We start from the raw sequence: 13,590 nt of genomic DNA, 5'->3' as shown, positions 1-13,590 counted from the left end.
ATCCCGATTGAGCAGCGTGCGGCCAGCGAAGTGACGGGCGTGGCGGGGAGCTTTGGCGCGGTGGAGTGGGCGCCGCAAAACGCGCAGGTCTATAACCCGGCGTTTGACGTCACCCCCGCCTCGCTGATTAGCGGCTGGGTGCTGGATACGGGCGTGGTCACGCCGCAAGAGGTGGCGGAAGGGAAATTTGCCTGAGTGGGGCTATCCTTTAAGGGGTTCCCCTGAGAGGACAACATCGTGACGCTCGATCCTGAAACAGACTTAAAACTGGAGCGCGTGGTGGACGCACCGCGCGATCTGCTGTGGCTCTGCTGGACTACGCCAGAGCACATCAAAAACTTCTTCATTCCTGCTCCCCATAAGGTGACCGAATGCGACCTCGACCTGCGCGTGGGCGGGCGGTTCAATACCGTGTTTGAGGTGGACGGGCAGCGGATGGATAACCGGGGCGTATTCCTTGAAATCGATCCGGGGAAAAAGCTGGTCTTTACCGACGGCTATACCGAAGGCTGGAAGCCGGCCGAGAAGCCGTTTATGACGGCAATTTTGCTCCTGGAAGACGCCGGGGAGGGCAAAACCCGCTATACGGCGATAGCGCGCCACCCCACGAAGGAAATCCGCGAGCAGCATGAACAGATGGGATTTCACGAAGGGTGGGGGATTGTGCTGGATCAGCTGGTGGGGTATGTGAAGTCTGTTCGACCCCCTCTCCCTTGAGGGAGAGGGTTGGGGTGAGGGGGGAGAATTCATTGATCAAGTCGAAGATAGATTTTCTTTTTTAGTATTCCTCATCTGACGAAATATTGGCTCTCCCTTTTCATCAAAGTATCTTTCCGGCCATATCACATCGGGCGGAATGTCTAGCGCCTGCGCGATAAGCAATTCACCTTTAGGCCATGGGCGCGTAAGCGCGTTGGCCAGTGTGGATGATGAAAGTCCAGCTTTTCGGGATAGAGATGCCAGGCTTGTTCCATGTTTCTTTAGTGCGGCGATGATATCGGCAGGATGCCAGTTCTGATGACGCATTGTGTCCTCCTTACATGTGTTTGTTACGCGCTTAATTATCCTGTTTTGGGATAAAAACGCAATGAGAGGATATTCGATTTCAGGATATTTGTATGGAATCGGAACAATGGCCTCAGTCTATTCAGAAGAATACCAGCGTGTTATCAATGCGTTGAAGAAAGCTCGTAAGGAGAAGGGGATTACTCAGGCACAGCTTGCGGAAGCGCTGGGCAAACCGCAGTCGTTTATCGCTAAAGTGGAAAGCGGTGAACGCAGGTTAGATGTGGTGGAGTTTGTGCATTTAGCAAGTTTGGTTGGGTTAGATACTGAAAAGGTAATACGTGATATGGTTCTCATGAAGTCATGGAAGCAATAAAATAAGCATTACTTTTAGTTATTTGTAGAGAAAATATATGAGGCAAAAGTATGGATGAGCTAAATGATCTAATATTTGATATGGATAGATTAACTACGGAGGGGGTATTAGGTTTTTATAATTGTATAGAAGTTACTGAATTATTTGCATTAAATAAAAAAAGCCGCGAAGTAATAAATGTTTTAACGCATCTCGTTTATGAAAATGTCACTAATCCTGAGTTTGAAAAGATAAGCTATTTGAATGGGAAAGATGATTTAAAAGTATCCTCTTTAAAGAGTTGGTATTTTGGAATTAAAAAATATTATATCACGCTTGAAACTATTTTATTGCTTATTAAAAAATTAATATATGATAGAACATGGCTAAGTTGTGAAGATACATTGCCCGCTTGTCACTATAAAATTAATCCATATAAATTCATCCCAGCAGATAGTTACGATTCTAATGTAATAAATAAACTGTTAAAAAATAATTTTTTTGGTGGTTCGTTATTGATTGAATTAGAAAATGAAGAAAAAAATGAACTTCACTTCCTTTTAGATAATCCTCCAGTTCTTCAAGAATTATCTTCAAAAGTGAGTAAGTTGATTCCGTTTAGCATTGCATCAGCTTCTGATAAATTAGGCAGTGTATTAATACAAATTCCAGTAAATATTATTCGCGCGAAAGTCCGTACATATCCAGATAATGAAAATTTACATTGCAAACTTGTTTGGCATCCCTCTGCTAAAAAAAGAGATGTGTATATTACTTTTAGGAGAATGGATCGTGATTCAAATATTGATTCATTTTACTCCACGGTGCTTAGTGCTGAGCAAAATGAAATGATCTTCCCAAGTCAGTATGGCAGTCCTTACGAAATGACAATATGGGATCCTTTTCATAAAGTTCTTCTTTATGCAGTTAGACCTTCGTCATTTATTAAAAGAATTGCATTGAATATGAGAGCAATTAATGGCAGTTCAAGAATTATTCCTTTAAAAAGTGGAGGTTTTGATGAAATACAAGTTTATAGACCACAAAATAGCATGATTGGAGAAAGAGATAGTGATGTTAAAAAATGGTCTTCGATTCGTATTTATCGTAGCGAACGAGAGCAACTCTTACATGAAAAATATTTTGTCCAATATAACGCAAAGGGTAAATATAGAGAAAGTGAACGAACCCGTGCTTTAAGTGATATCCGTTTTTTGATAAACAAATTTGGAGAAAATGGTGTTTGTTTGTGGGATCCGTATCTTAATGGCGATGATTTATTGGAGACATTATTCTACAATACATGTTTGAAATCGAAAATGAGAGCGATAACTTCCTCAAAGTACATTTCAAAAGTAGCTGTTGATGCAAAGGTTTCCAATGCTGAAGACGATGGAAGTATGGAAGAGTATATTTTTGATTCATTTGGACGCTTGGCAACACTCCCACCACAAACATTGTTAGGATTAAATATTGAAGTTAGGAAGCCCTACGGTAACAAAGGGTGGAACTTTCATGATCGATTTTTAATTTTTCCTTATACCGAAAATGAACCAATGGCTTGGTCAATCGGTACTTCGATAAATAGTGTGGGTAGAGAACATCATATTTTACAAAAAGTAAGTGATGCGCAACTGATAGCAGATGCATTTGAGGATTTGTGGGGTGTTATACAACATCCTGATTGCTTAGTTTGGAGTACATATGACAAATGATACTAAATTAGTAGAAGAACAATTGGCATTGTATTTTTCGGAAGTTATTCGTGCTGTAAAAGAAGATTGTAATCGCATTGAGCATTTATTGTTACGTGCAGAAAGTGTGGATGGATTGTCAGAATTTATCTTTACGAATAGAACTGGATGCACTGTATATTCCAACGATGCATTGTTTTTTTTGAAATGGATTGAATGTATTATCTTCAATGGGCATATAAATGATAAATTTGAAGTTATTGCAATTTACTATATTATCGATATAACTATAGGTTCTGATGTTTTTTGGAGTAATAATCGTTTGCACAGTGACCCAAAGATATTTTATTCAACGTCGATAGAAATGATATCTTCATCAATTAATTCTATTGATTATTGTTGTGATACTGATTTCCATAACACTAAAAAAAAGAATTACATAAATGATATCGTTAAAAAAAATGATTGGTATTCAATTTACAATGAATTTCATCGCGAGGCTGATGTTTACAAATTATTTCTAAATCATTACATTAAAAGTTCTGTTGATTTTCTTTATTATAATTGCCGTGAAATGTTGATTGATGCTTTAAATAGACATAGGGATGTCCCAGTGTTATGGGGGGTTTTTGATTATTTGGGGGAGGATAAAGCTCTGGATTTGGCAATTTCAACAAATTCTGCATGCATCAATTTTTATACGATTGCTTCTATCTTTCCATTTAATAGAATCAGGAAGGAAAAAATTAATAAAGATCGTATTAGTGAATTGCTTTTGAATGTTTTTGTTAATTTAGAACTCTCAGGGCATTTTATGAAGATATTTAATACATTTCCCTCTAGGTATCCGACTTTACAACAACCTTTAGGAAAAGCCTTGGCTTCTATAAAGTCTGAGGGGTTAATGACGCTATATTTTAATTCGATATCGTTACATCTTTATGAACTTAATTCTGATAATGGAGGCCGAAAGGCTGTTTCTGAGTGTATGTCTGAGTTTTCATTATATGCAGAGCAGTCGTTTAGAATGTCAACGTGGAAGATAGCCTATGAATTATGGAGAGAGTGGTTTCAGATAAAAGAATTAAAGGCTGAATTCCTTAATGAAATAAAGGTTTGCGATATTGACTATGCTATAACAATGTATTACTTAGAGTGTTGTACAAAAGAGGAAAGGGAGGCAATAATGTTAGATATTATTAACGAGATGAAGGGGTTTTCTTCACGATGGTATAGTACATCATCTGCGATGACATCTTTTTGGTACACGAAATTATGTGTTTTACAGCCCGTTTCACATGCGGAAAATATAGCATACGATGTTCATCTGCCAATAGCAATGCTTGGTAGAACGTATATGCCTATTTGCTTTCAAGAAAATGAATATATATTTAGTACACTTAAGGGGTGAATAAATTAAATGGAGCTTATGGTGTGGTTGAAAAGATATGAGGTCGTTTAGAATAGACCTCTTATCTTTATTAACTCAGCGTAGGATACTTTTGGGAGATGTTACTATCAGTAAACTGCGCCACCCATCCCTCCGGGTTATCGAAAATACGAATCGCCGTAAAGTTCGGCTCTGATCCCATATCAAACCAGTGCGGCGTGCCCGCCGGCACGGAAATCAGGTCGTTTTTCTCGCACAGCACCTGATACACCTCATCGCCGATGTGCAGGCAGAATAATCCCGCCCCTTCCACGAAAAAACGTACTTCGTCTTCGCCGTGGGTGTGTTCGTTCAGGAACTTCGCGCGCAGCGCCTCTTTCTGCGGATTGTCGGCGCGCAGGCTGATCACATCCCAGCTCTGGTAACCTTTCTCTGCCACCAGCTTGTCGATCGCATGCTGATACGCCGCGATCACGGCTTCAGGCGCGGGATCGTGCCCTAAATCGCGATCCGCAGCCCAGCGTTCAAACCGCACGCCTTTTGCGTTGAGCTGTTGGGCAATCTCGGCGGCGTCGGTGCTGTGCCACTGGTGCTGACTGGCGTCTTTATCGGAATAAATGGTCAATGCGCTCATGAAGGGATCTGCTCCGGATTAATCTCGTCAAACTGGTGAATCTGATGGTGATGGCTTGCGCCGTCATCTTCACCGCGAATCAGTTGCAGGGTGCGAAAACCCGCCTGTTCAGCCGCGTCCAGCTCCTGATGAATATCCGACAGAAACAGGATCTGCGACGGGGCAATGCCCGTTTGCGCCGCAATATTTTGATAAGACTGCACCTCGCGCTTGGCGCCAATGTGGGTATCAAAATAGCCGCTGAATAAGTGAGTAATATCACCTTCGTCGCTGTAGCCAAATAACAGTTTCTGCGCGGCGACGGAGCCAGAGGAATAAACATAGAGATCAATCCCTTGTGCCTTCCACTTTTCCAGCGCGGGCAGTACATCAGGATAGAGGTGTCCGGTAAAGTCACCGTTGACGTAACCGTCCTGCCAGATGATGCCTTGCAGGGCTTTGAGCGCTGTCGATTTGCGGTCTTCATCCATAAAGGTAAACAGCACGTTGATGAGATCGCTGACGCTGGCATGCGGAGCGCTGATTTCATCGCGCAGGTTGTCCAGAATCGATTTGACCGGCTCGGCGTACTGCTGCGCGGTCACGAAGGCCGCCAGCCGCTCACGCGCGTAGGGGAACAAAACATCATGGACAAAACGGATATCGCTGGTGGTCCCTTCAATATCCGTCACAATCGCGCGAATCATACTCTCTCCCATTGTCGTAAACGCATTTCGCATTCAAATAAGAATTCTAAACCTTCCAGATGACGGCGGGCTTCGGCCACGTCGCGTCCCCAGCAGGTTAAGCCATGGCCGCGCAGAAGAAAACCATAATTAAGCGGGCGTTCCTGCGCGTAATGGGCGATGCGCGAGGCGAGGGCGTCGATGTCCTGGTCGTTATCAAACACCGGGATGGCCACCGTATCCCGATGCGTGGTCTGCCCGGTAAGGGATTTTTGCATCTCGAAACCGGTGATCTTCAGCTCGGCCTCGTTCACCAGCCGCGACAGCACCGTGGCATTGACGGTGTGAACGTGCAGGACAGCGTTAGCTTCGGGGAACAGGCGATAGATGAGGGTATGCAGCCCGGTCTCTGCCGACGGTTTACGGCCAGACGGCGCACGGTTGGTGGCGATTTCAACCTGTAGAAAATCGGCGGTGGTCAGGCTACCTTTATCTTTTCCGGATTCGCTCAGCCAGCACAGGTGTTCATCCTGACGCACGGACATATTGCCGCCGGTAGCGGGCGCCCAGCCTTTAGCGCCAATCCAGCGGCAGGCCTCGACCAGGTGTGTGAGTTGCAGGTTGTCTGTCATTTCCTTTTACCCTCTCGGCCAGGAATATTTATATCATTTAGACGTCTAAGCGTCTTGATTGCCAAAGACTAACATCGTGTTATAGTGTCAGCAACATAAGTATTACAGGCAGGCACACTACAATGAGCAATAACCCGTTGATCCCGCAGAGTAAACTTCCCAATCTCGGCACGACGATTTTTACGCAGATGAGCGCCCTGGCGCAGCAGCACAACGCCATTAACCTCTCACAAGGTTTCCCGGATTTTGATGGGCCGAAATATTTGCAGGAGCGTCTGGCGTACCACGTTGCGCAGGGAGCCAACCAGTATGCGCCGATGACCGGCGTGCAGACGTTGCGTGAAGCCATTGCGGATAAAACGGCGGAGTTATACGGCCATAAGCCTGACGCGAACAGCGATATCACGGTGACGGCAGGGGCGACCGAAGCGCTGTATGCGGCGATAACCGCCCTGGTGCGTACGGGTGATGAGGTGATTTGTTTTGACCCGAGCTACGATAGCTACGCCCCGGCGATTGAACTGGCCGGCGGCGTGGTGAAGCGCGTGGCGCTCCAGCCACCGCATTTTCGCCCTGACTGGCAGGCATTTGCTGCGCTGCTGAGTGACAAAACCCGTCTGGTGATCCTGAATACTCCGCATAATCCGTCGGCGACGGTGTGGCAAAAAGCCGATTTTGCTGCGCTGTGGCAGGCCATCGCCGAACGTGAAATATATGTTCTGAGCGACGAGGTGTATGAGCATATCTGCTTCGCCGAAGTGGGGCATGCCAGCGTGCTGGCGCATCCGCAACTTCGCGAGCGTGCAATCGCGGTATCGTCATTTGGGAAAACCTACCATATGACCGGCTGGAAGGTAGGGTACTGCGTGGCCCCGGCGGCCATTAGCGCTGAGCTGCGCAAAGTGCATCAGTACCTGACGTTTGCCGTGAACACACCGGCTCAGCTGGCGCTGGCGGATATGCTGCGTGCGGAACCCGGACATTACCGCGAGCTGCCGCACTTCTATCGTGAACGTCGGGATCTGTTTGTGGCGGCGCTGAGCAAAAGCCGCCTGGAAATTTTGCCGTCTGAAGGAACCTATTTCCTGCTGGCCGACTACAGCGCGATTTCCGATCTGGACGACGTGAGTTTCTGCCAGTTGTTGACGAAAGAGGTGGGAGTGGCGGCCATTCCGCTGTCGGTGTTCTGCGCCGATCCCTTCCCGCATAAGCTGATTCGTCTTTGCTTTGCGAAGCAGGAATCGACGCTGCTCGCTGCGGCAGAGCGTCTGGCGACGCTCTGACTATTTCACCGTCCAGGCTTCTGAAAAACGACGGTCTGCGAAGAGTTCGAGCAGACCGTTGATCTGCTTCAGACGCAGCACTTCATCGCTGTCCATACCTAACTCCTGGCCAATTTTCTGCTCACTCCAGCCCATAAGCACCAGTTCTCGCACGATTTCTGACATGGCGTTGATCTGGTGGCGTCCACGCGCGCGGTTGTGACGAATTGTTGCCGCCATGCGATCGAACTTTTCCTGGCGCGCTTTACGCAGGCAGGTAACAGGGAGGTAACCTTTAAGCTGGCGCTTCAGGATCGCCCGGTTACTGCCGATATCATGACGGTGAAAACCATCGACAATTTCGTAGTGCTGTGGCGCATTTTCCGTCACAACGATAGGTTGTGTGAATCCATCCAGCTCCAGTGACTTGCTGAGCAGCCGCTTTTCCGGCGGCGCGACGTTATTTGGGTTGTAATCGTTAGCGGTGATGTTTGTCTTTTTTATCCACAATACGCAATCGACGGGCTGATCGCGAAAAGGGCTGATTTCATGTAATGCCTGACGAAACGCATTAATAGCGGCTATTCGCTCTTCTTCTGAAAGTGCCTGAAGGTACGTTTCCATTTCGGTGATTATTCGTTGTTGCATAAAATCCCCCATTCCTTGCGTTTTGCTTTCACTCTGTCGCTGTAGCGCTGATAGTGTTTAGGCTTATTTGGGCTAAACGAAAGTGCCCGGCACCAATAGTCATTGTTGAGTAAAACCTTACAAATGCGTCGCCAGGAAGGGATATCTTTTGCACCAATGTCACCCTCCTGCGTGTCGGGAATATCGTTCATGCCTCGCTTTTGATACCAGTGGAGATAAACCGCGATTTTGTTGCGGTAATGTTCCGCCGTATTTTGCGGCATGCTGTCGAGTAACAGCATGGCGTATTCGCGCCAGCCGAGATGGTCTGGTTTCAGGATCTTCCGGTGGCCATAAAAATGGTTATCGTGCCCGGCATAAATACCTCCGCTTCGCACGCCGCAGGCGCGTTCACACATCGCCGCCCAGCGTTCGGGTTCAATGACATGATAGAGCCACAAGCCCTGACGCTGTTCCGGGCCAAACGGTTCGCAGATGCGCATATAACGCGGCGGCACCCCCGCCTTGTACATCAGGTCGTATAACGGGTTATAGCAACATTTTGATTTCGCGAACCACGTCCAGATGTCGGCGGTTTTCCAGTCGTACAAGGGGTAGATATACCAGGCGTGCCCACCCGGGGCGACGGTCGTCCAGGGTTTATCGTCAGAAAAGCGCTGCTTACGCGCCGACGCGATAGCCAGAAAGCGGTTGTAAGATTCATCGGCGCGGATCCCCACCATGACGGCGGCAGGACGTCTTTGTGCATACCATTCGGCAAACTCGCGCACGAAGGCTTCAAACGTCATTCCCTGCTGATAAAAATCGAAATAGTGATAATCGGTAATGGCATCTTCCGGTGGCTGGCGAACCCAGTTTGTCCCGGGTTCCCAGCACTGCCATTCAGGTTGAAACTGTGACAGGGCGTTCTGGGTCGTGAGCGGAAGCGCTACCCACCAGAACTGATGGATAACATCCCGATACAGCGTTCTCATCGTGTCAACATGCTGAATGGTTGAGGAGAATTGCGCTTCCCAGTCCAGAAAGATGACATCTATTTTTCGCTTTAATTGCCGTGCTTTCTGGGCAACGAGATGCAGCATCACGGTAGAATCTTTTCCACCGGAAAAGGAAACGCAGACCCTGGAGAAATTGTTAAGCGTCCAGTCTATGCGTTCCGCAGAAGCGTCTAAAACATTTTCCTGTAAAGGGATTTTATAGATCGACATGATTAATCGCGTCCTGCGTGTTAAATGTCTGGAAAAAAACAAAACGATATTATGGAATTATTTGTCCTTAATTTCACGGGGGCATTTTCTTCGGGTTGCCTTATTTGCATTCACCATGCAAATGTATTTTACGCAGACGGCGGAGAAACGCAGAGCTTATGCATTTTTTCAATGAATGTTGAAAAAACAGTGCTATTCAGTGATGAACGGCTGTAGAGCATATAGATCTTTAATTCAGGCAGCTCAAACGGTGGCTCAAGCCTTTTTAATTTCAACGGTTCTTTATATGTTTCATAGATCGACACGGGGATGAAGCCTAACAGATCAGATGAACAGACCATGGAGATGAGAGAGCTAAGGGAGTCCGTACGAAAAGCAATATTTCTTTCCGGAAACGCGTCATTTGCGCGACTCTGAAACTCTTTTACACCCGGATGAGCACTCTGGTAAAAAGTGAATTTCTCCTGGTATAGCACTTCCAGCGTGACTGCGTCAGCGAGCCTTGGGTGGTCTGCTCTACAGATTAAGGCTATCGGCACCGTGGTGAAGTGGGTGCAGACCACAGAGCGATTGTGGATAGGTGCGATAGAGAAGATGAGATCGGCCTTACGATAGGCCAACAAATCTTCCGCTGATTCGGAGGAAATGAGCATGTCTCTTTGCTCTATCTCATAATTCTCTTCAGATATTAAAAGCTTCAACGGTTCGAGCATCGAACCAGGAGACACCATTTGAGAGCAATAGATAACGAACTTTTTTTTGATGTCCGAGTGATGCATCATGTTGATCGTCTGCTCAAGCTGATTGAGATTTTTTTCCAGATGATGATGCAGGTTGGTACCTACTGTGGTTGGCGTAATTCCCTTCCCTGAACGGATAAACAGGGGGTCATTAAGCTGACCGCGCAGGCGTTGCAGCGACTGGCTGACGGCGGATGGCGTGATATAAAGCGTCTCGGCAGCCCTACTGATACTGAGATGTTGGTAAATGCATTCGAAGATGACTAACAGATTGAGATCGAATTTTTTTAGGTCGTAGAGGTTTGCCATGTTTCGTCCTGAGTGAGTTGAGTTTGCTGTCGTTATCCCATCCTGGAGTACGACAGAGGGAAGTTACCCTTTACAATCCGTGTGAATAACTCGCTTAATTTAAAATTTAAGTGATCTTAATATATCACGGCTTTGGATTATTGAAACATAACTTCAAGACTAATTAAGATAATTTTATCTTTAAAGTTTGATTGAATTATTTGAATGAAAAGTGGTGTTTATATATAGCGTGAAACCCATAATGAAATTAAATTCATAATCTTTCAGAGACCTCTTCGATACTGCCTATCACAGCCATAGGCAGGACTATCCCTCTTATGCATTGCTCAATGCGCGCAGGGGTGCTGTAATCAAAGCGCTGTTACGGCCTTGATACAAGGTATGTAGAGCGCAACGCAACGCCAGCTTCGGCTGGCACTGAATGTACCTGCGGGGAATTCAGGTATCAGGGCCGCCCGTTGAGGCGGCCTTTTTACTTTCAGGCTTTCCTGTAAAAGGTTCACCTTGCTGTCTTGTTGCTGTTGTAAGGTTTGGCTGATTGATTTGATAAAGCATACGCATTAGCCCCGATGGATAAAGTTGGTTACCTTACATCTCAACGAAAACACGGAGGAAGTACAGATGTCTTTGATTAACACTAAAATTAAACCTTTCAAAAACCAGGCGTTCAAAAACGGTGAGTTCATCGAAGTAACCGAGAAAGATATCGAAGGCCGCTGGAGCGTGTTCTTCTTCTATCCGGCTGACTTCACCTTCGTTTGCCCGACCGAACTGGGCGACGTGGCAGACCACTACGAAGAACTGCAAAAGCTGGGCGTAGACGTTTACTCTGTTTCTACCGATACCCACTTCACCCACAAAGCGTGGCACAGCAGCTCTGAAACTATCGCGAAAATCAAATACGCGATGATCGGCGACCCGACTGGCGCCCTGACCCGTAACTTCGACAACATGCGTGAAGATGAAGGCCTGGCAGACCGCGCGACCTTCGTTGTTGACCCGCAGGGCATTATCCAGGCTATCGAAGTTACCGCTGAAGGTATCGGCCGTGATGCATCTGACCTGCTGCGCAAAGTGAAAGCGGCTCAGTACGTTGCTTCTCACCCAGGCGAAGTGTGCCCGGCGAAATGGAAAGAAGGCGAAGCGACGCTGGCTCCATCTCTGGACCTGGTCGGCAAGATCTAAATTTCCGTCGTTTTTCACGCCATAGCTGCGTTGGCGTCGCCTGCTCACCCCGGTCACTTACTTTAGTAAGCTCCCGGGGATTCTCAGGCTAGCCGCCTTGCTCTGACGCGAAATACTTTGGAAATTGTTTCAGTCATGGGCGCTCCCCGCGCCCATTTCATTCCAGCACCATGATGCAAGTTGCATTCAGGCAGCCCGTATAAGGCGGCTTGCATGATGACGTTTTAAGAGAGGGAAGAATAATGCTCGACACTAACATGAAAACCCAGCTCAAGGCCTACCTTGAGAAACTGACCAAACCTGTTGAGCTGATTGCCACGCTGGACGACAGCGCGAAATCGGCAGAAATCAAAGCACTGCTGACAGAGATTGCTGAGCTGTCGCCGAAAGTGACCTTCAAAGAAGACAACACGCTGGCAGTCCGTAAGCCTTCTTTCCTGATCGCCAACCCAGGGTCTGACCAGGGGCCGCGTTTCGCGGGCTCTCCGCTGGGGCACGAATTTACGTCCCTGGTGCTGGCGCTGCTGTGGACCGGTGGTCATCCGTCAAAAGAAGCGCAGGCGCTGCTGGAGCAGATCCGCGATATCGACGGTGATTTTGAGTTTGAAACCTATTACTCGCTCTCCTGCCACAACTGCCCGGACGTGGTGCAGGCGCTGAACCTGATGTCAGTCCTCAACCCACGCATTAAGCACACGGCGATTGACGGCGGTACGTTCCAGAACGAAATCACCGAGCGCAACGTGATGGGCGTTCCGGCGGTTTACCTGAATGGCCAGGAGTTCGGCCAGGGGCGCATGACGCTGACCGAAATCGTCGCCAAAGTGGATACCGGCGCAGAAAAACGCGCGGCGGAAGAGCTGAACCAACGCGATGCTTATGACGTGCTGATTGTTGGCTCAGGCCCGGCGGGCGCGGCGGCAGCGGTCTACTCTGCACGTAAAGGGATCCGTACCGGTCTGATGGGCGAGCGTTTCGGTGGTCAGGTTCTGGATACCGTAGACATTGAAAACTACATTTCCGTGCCGAAAACCGAAGGCCAGAAGCTGGCCGGTGCGTTGAAAGCGCACGTCAGCGACTACGACGTGGATGTCATTGACAGCCAGAGCGCCAGCAAACTGGTTCCGGCGGCGGTCGAGGGTGGTTTGCACCAGATTGAAACGGCGTCCGGCGCGGTGCTGAAGGCGCGCAGCGTGATCATTGCCACCGGCGCGAAATGGCGCAACATGAACGTCCCGGGCGAAGATCAGTATCGCACCAAAGGCGTGACCTATTGCCCCCACTGTGACGGCCCGCTGTTCAAAGGTAAACGCGTCGCGGTGATCGGCGGCGGTAACTCCGGCGTGGAAGCGGCTATCGATCTGGCGGGAATTGTGGAACACGTTACCCTGCTGGAGTTCGCTCCGGAGATGAAAGCGGACCAGGTGTTGCAGGATAAGGTGCGTAGCCTGAATAACGTCGACATTGTGCTCAATGCCCAGACGACAGAAGTGAAAGGCGACGGCAGCAAAGTGACTGGTCTGGAATACCGTGACCGCGTGAGCGGCGATATCCACAGCGTAGCGCTGGCAGGGATCTTTGTTCAGATTGGCCTGCTGCCAAACACCACCTGGCTGGAAGGCGCTATTGAGCGTAACCGCATGGGCGAGATCATCATCGATGCGAAATGCGAAACCAGCGTGAAGGGCGTATTTGCGGCGGGCGACTGCACCACCGTGCCGTACAAACAGATCATCATCGCTACCGGTGAAGGTGCGAAAGCGTCGCTGAGCTCGTTTGATTACCTGATCCGTACCAAAACTGCATAATAAAAGAAAGCAAGACGACACCTGCAATGCCAGAGGCCACCTAAAGGTGGCCTCT

At 48.0% G+C, this 13,590-nt stretch carries 14 protein-coding genes and 1 pseudogene; 8 read left to right on the top strand and 7 right to left on the bottom strand.

Annotated features, from left to right (window positions below; all coding sequences use genetic code 11):
* Together DD606_RS17845 and DD606_RS17840 are read left to right on the top strand one after the other, a co-directional pair.
* Nucleotides 1-195 (top strand): annotated as a pseudogene (locus DD606_RS17845) (S-methyl-5-thioribose-1-phosphate isomerase); the annotation flags it as partial.
* 42 nt (nucleotides 196-237) lie between these two features.
* Nucleotides 238-717 carry an SRPBCC family protein gene (locus DD606_RS17840; protein WP_058663238.1) on the top strand — a complete coding sequence of 160 codons (480 nt, stop codon included), beginning with the start codon at nucleotides 238-240 and terminating at the stop codon, nucleotides 715-717.
* A 36-nt stretch (nucleotides 718-753) separates the two neighbouring features.
* On the opposite strand, the gene DD606_RS17835 is transcribed toward DD606_RS17840, so the two are convergent.
* Nucleotides 754-1,026, bottom strand: a complete 273-nt coding sequence (locus DD606_RS17835; RefSeq protein ID WP_129258940.1) for a helix-turn-helix transcriptional regulator — start codon at nucleotides 1,024-1,026, stop codon at nucleotides 754-756.
* Nucleotides 1,027-1,132: 106 nt separating this feature from the next.
* Between DD606_RS17835 and DD606_RS17830 the strand changes: the two genes are divergently transcribed.
* From DD606_RS17830 to DD606_RS17820, 3 genes are read left to right on the top strand one after another with little or no spacing between them, the layout of a single operon-like run.
* Complete coding sequence (locus DD606_RS17830; protein WP_063855146.1) at nucleotides 1,133-1,381, top strand: helix-turn-helix domain-containing protein; 249 nt, start codon at nucleotides 1,133-1,135, stop codon at nucleotides 1,379-1,381.
* Nucleotides 1,382-1,431: 50 nt separating this feature from the next.
* Nucleotides 1,432-3,075, top strand: a complete 1,644-nt coding sequence (locus DD606_RS17825; RefSeq protein ID WP_080471893.1) for a VPA1262 family N-terminal domain-containing protein — start codon at nucleotides 1,432-1,434, stop codon at nucleotides 3,073-3,075.
* Complete coding sequence (locus DD606_RS17820) at nucleotides 3,065-4,465, top strand: hypothetical protein (protein WP_129258938.1); 1,401 nt, start codon at nucleotides 3,065-3,067, stop codon at nucleotides 4,463-4,465. Before DD606_RS17825 ends, DD606_RS17820 begins: the two co-directional genes overlap by 11 nt.
* Before the next feature lie 70 nt (nucleotides 4,466-4,535).
* Here the strand turns inward: DD606_RS17820 and DD606_RS17815 are convergent, their stop codons facing one another.
* The 3 genes from DD606_RS17815 to DD606_RS17805 are packed head-to-tail and all read right to left on the bottom strand — an operon-like array spanning nucleotide 4,536 to nucleotide 6,375.
* Entirely contained in the window at nucleotides 4,536-5,078 is a 543-nt protein-coding gene (locus DD606_RS17815) for an acireductone dioxygenase (RefSeq protein ID WP_063855148.1), read from the bottom strand.
* Nucleotides 5,075-5,764 (bottom strand): acireductone synthase, encoded by a 690-nt coding sequence (mtnC, locus tag DD606_RS17810; protein ID WP_006809660.1) that lies wholly within the window; start codon nucleotides 5,762-5,764, stop codon nucleotides 5,075-5,077. Before mtnC ends, DD606_RS17815 begins: the two co-directional genes overlap by 4 nt.
* Nucleotides 5,761-6,375: a methylthioribulose 1-phosphate dehydratase gene (locus tag DD606_RS17805; protein WP_022650583.1), complete on the bottom strand. Its 615-nt coding sequence runs from the start codon at nucleotides 6,373-6,375 to the stop codon at nucleotides 5,761-5,763. Before DD606_RS17805 ends, mtnC begins: the two co-directional genes overlap by 4 nt.
* A gap of 122 nt (nucleotides 6,376-6,497) precedes the next feature.
* Here DD606_RS17805 and DD606_RS17800 point away from each other — a divergent pair, with 122 nt between their 5' ends.
* Nucleotides 6,498-7,658, top strand: a complete 1,161-nt coding sequence (locus tag DD606_RS17800; protein ID WP_003858773.1) for a pyridoxal phosphate-dependent aminotransferase — start codon at nucleotides 6,498-6,500, stop codon at nucleotides 7,656-7,658.
* Here the strand turns inward: DD606_RS17800 and DD606_RS17795 are convergent, their stop codons facing one another.
* The 3 genes from DD606_RS17795 to DD606_RS17785 form a co-directional block, all read right to left on the bottom strand.
* Nucleotides 7,659-8,285: a ParB/RepB/Spo0J family partition protein gene (locus DD606_RS17795; protein ID WP_022650584.1), complete on the bottom strand. Its 627-nt coding sequence runs from the start codon at nucleotides 8,283-8,285 to the stop codon at nucleotides 7,659-7,661.
* Nucleotides 8,270-9,493, bottom strand: a complete 1,224-nt coding sequence (locus DD606_RS17790; RefSeq protein ID WP_023324302.1) for a phosphoadenosine phosphosulfate reductase — start codon at nucleotides 9,491-9,493, stop codon at nucleotides 8,270-8,272. The genes DD606_RS17795 and DD606_RS17790 overlap by 16 nt, the downstream gene beginning before the upstream one ends.
* A 128-nt stretch (nucleotides 9,494-9,621) precedes the next feature.
* The gene (locus DD606_RS17785) at nucleotides 9,622-10,542 is read right to left on the bottom strand and encodes a LysR family transcriptional regulator (protein WP_022650586.1); all 921 of its coding nucleotides are present in this window, start codon (nucleotides 10,540-10,542) and stop codon (nucleotides 9,622-9,624) included.
* Nucleotides 10,543-11,163: 621 nt separating this feature from the next.
* On the opposite strand from DD606_RS17785, the gene ahpC reads away from it, so the two are divergent.
* A complete protein-coding gene (gene ahpC / locus DD606_RS17780) occupies nucleotides 11,164-11,727 on the top strand; it encodes an alkyl hydroperoxide reductase subunit C (RefSeq protein WP_003858764.1) in 564 nt (187 codons plus the stop codon).
* 242 nt (nucleotides 11,728-11,969) lie between these two features.
* Complete coding sequence (gene ahpF / locus DD606_RS17775) at nucleotides 11,970-13,535, top strand: alkyl hydroperoxide reductase subunit F (protein ID WP_022650587.1); 1,566 nt, start codon at nucleotides 11,970-11,972, stop codon at nucleotides 13,533-13,535.
* Nucleotides 13,536-13,590: the final 55 nt, after the last annotated feature.

It is taken from the genome of Enterobacter cloacae complex sp. GF14B (assembly GCF_004136805.1).
Taxonomy (GTDB): domain Bacteria; phylum Pseudomonadota; class Gammaproteobacteria; order Enterobacterales; family Enterobacteriaceae; genus Enterobacter; species Enterobacter hormaechei_C.
The sequence above is the reverse complement of the archived record's forward strand: the minus strand, read 5'-3'. Positions and strand labels throughout refer to the sequence as shown.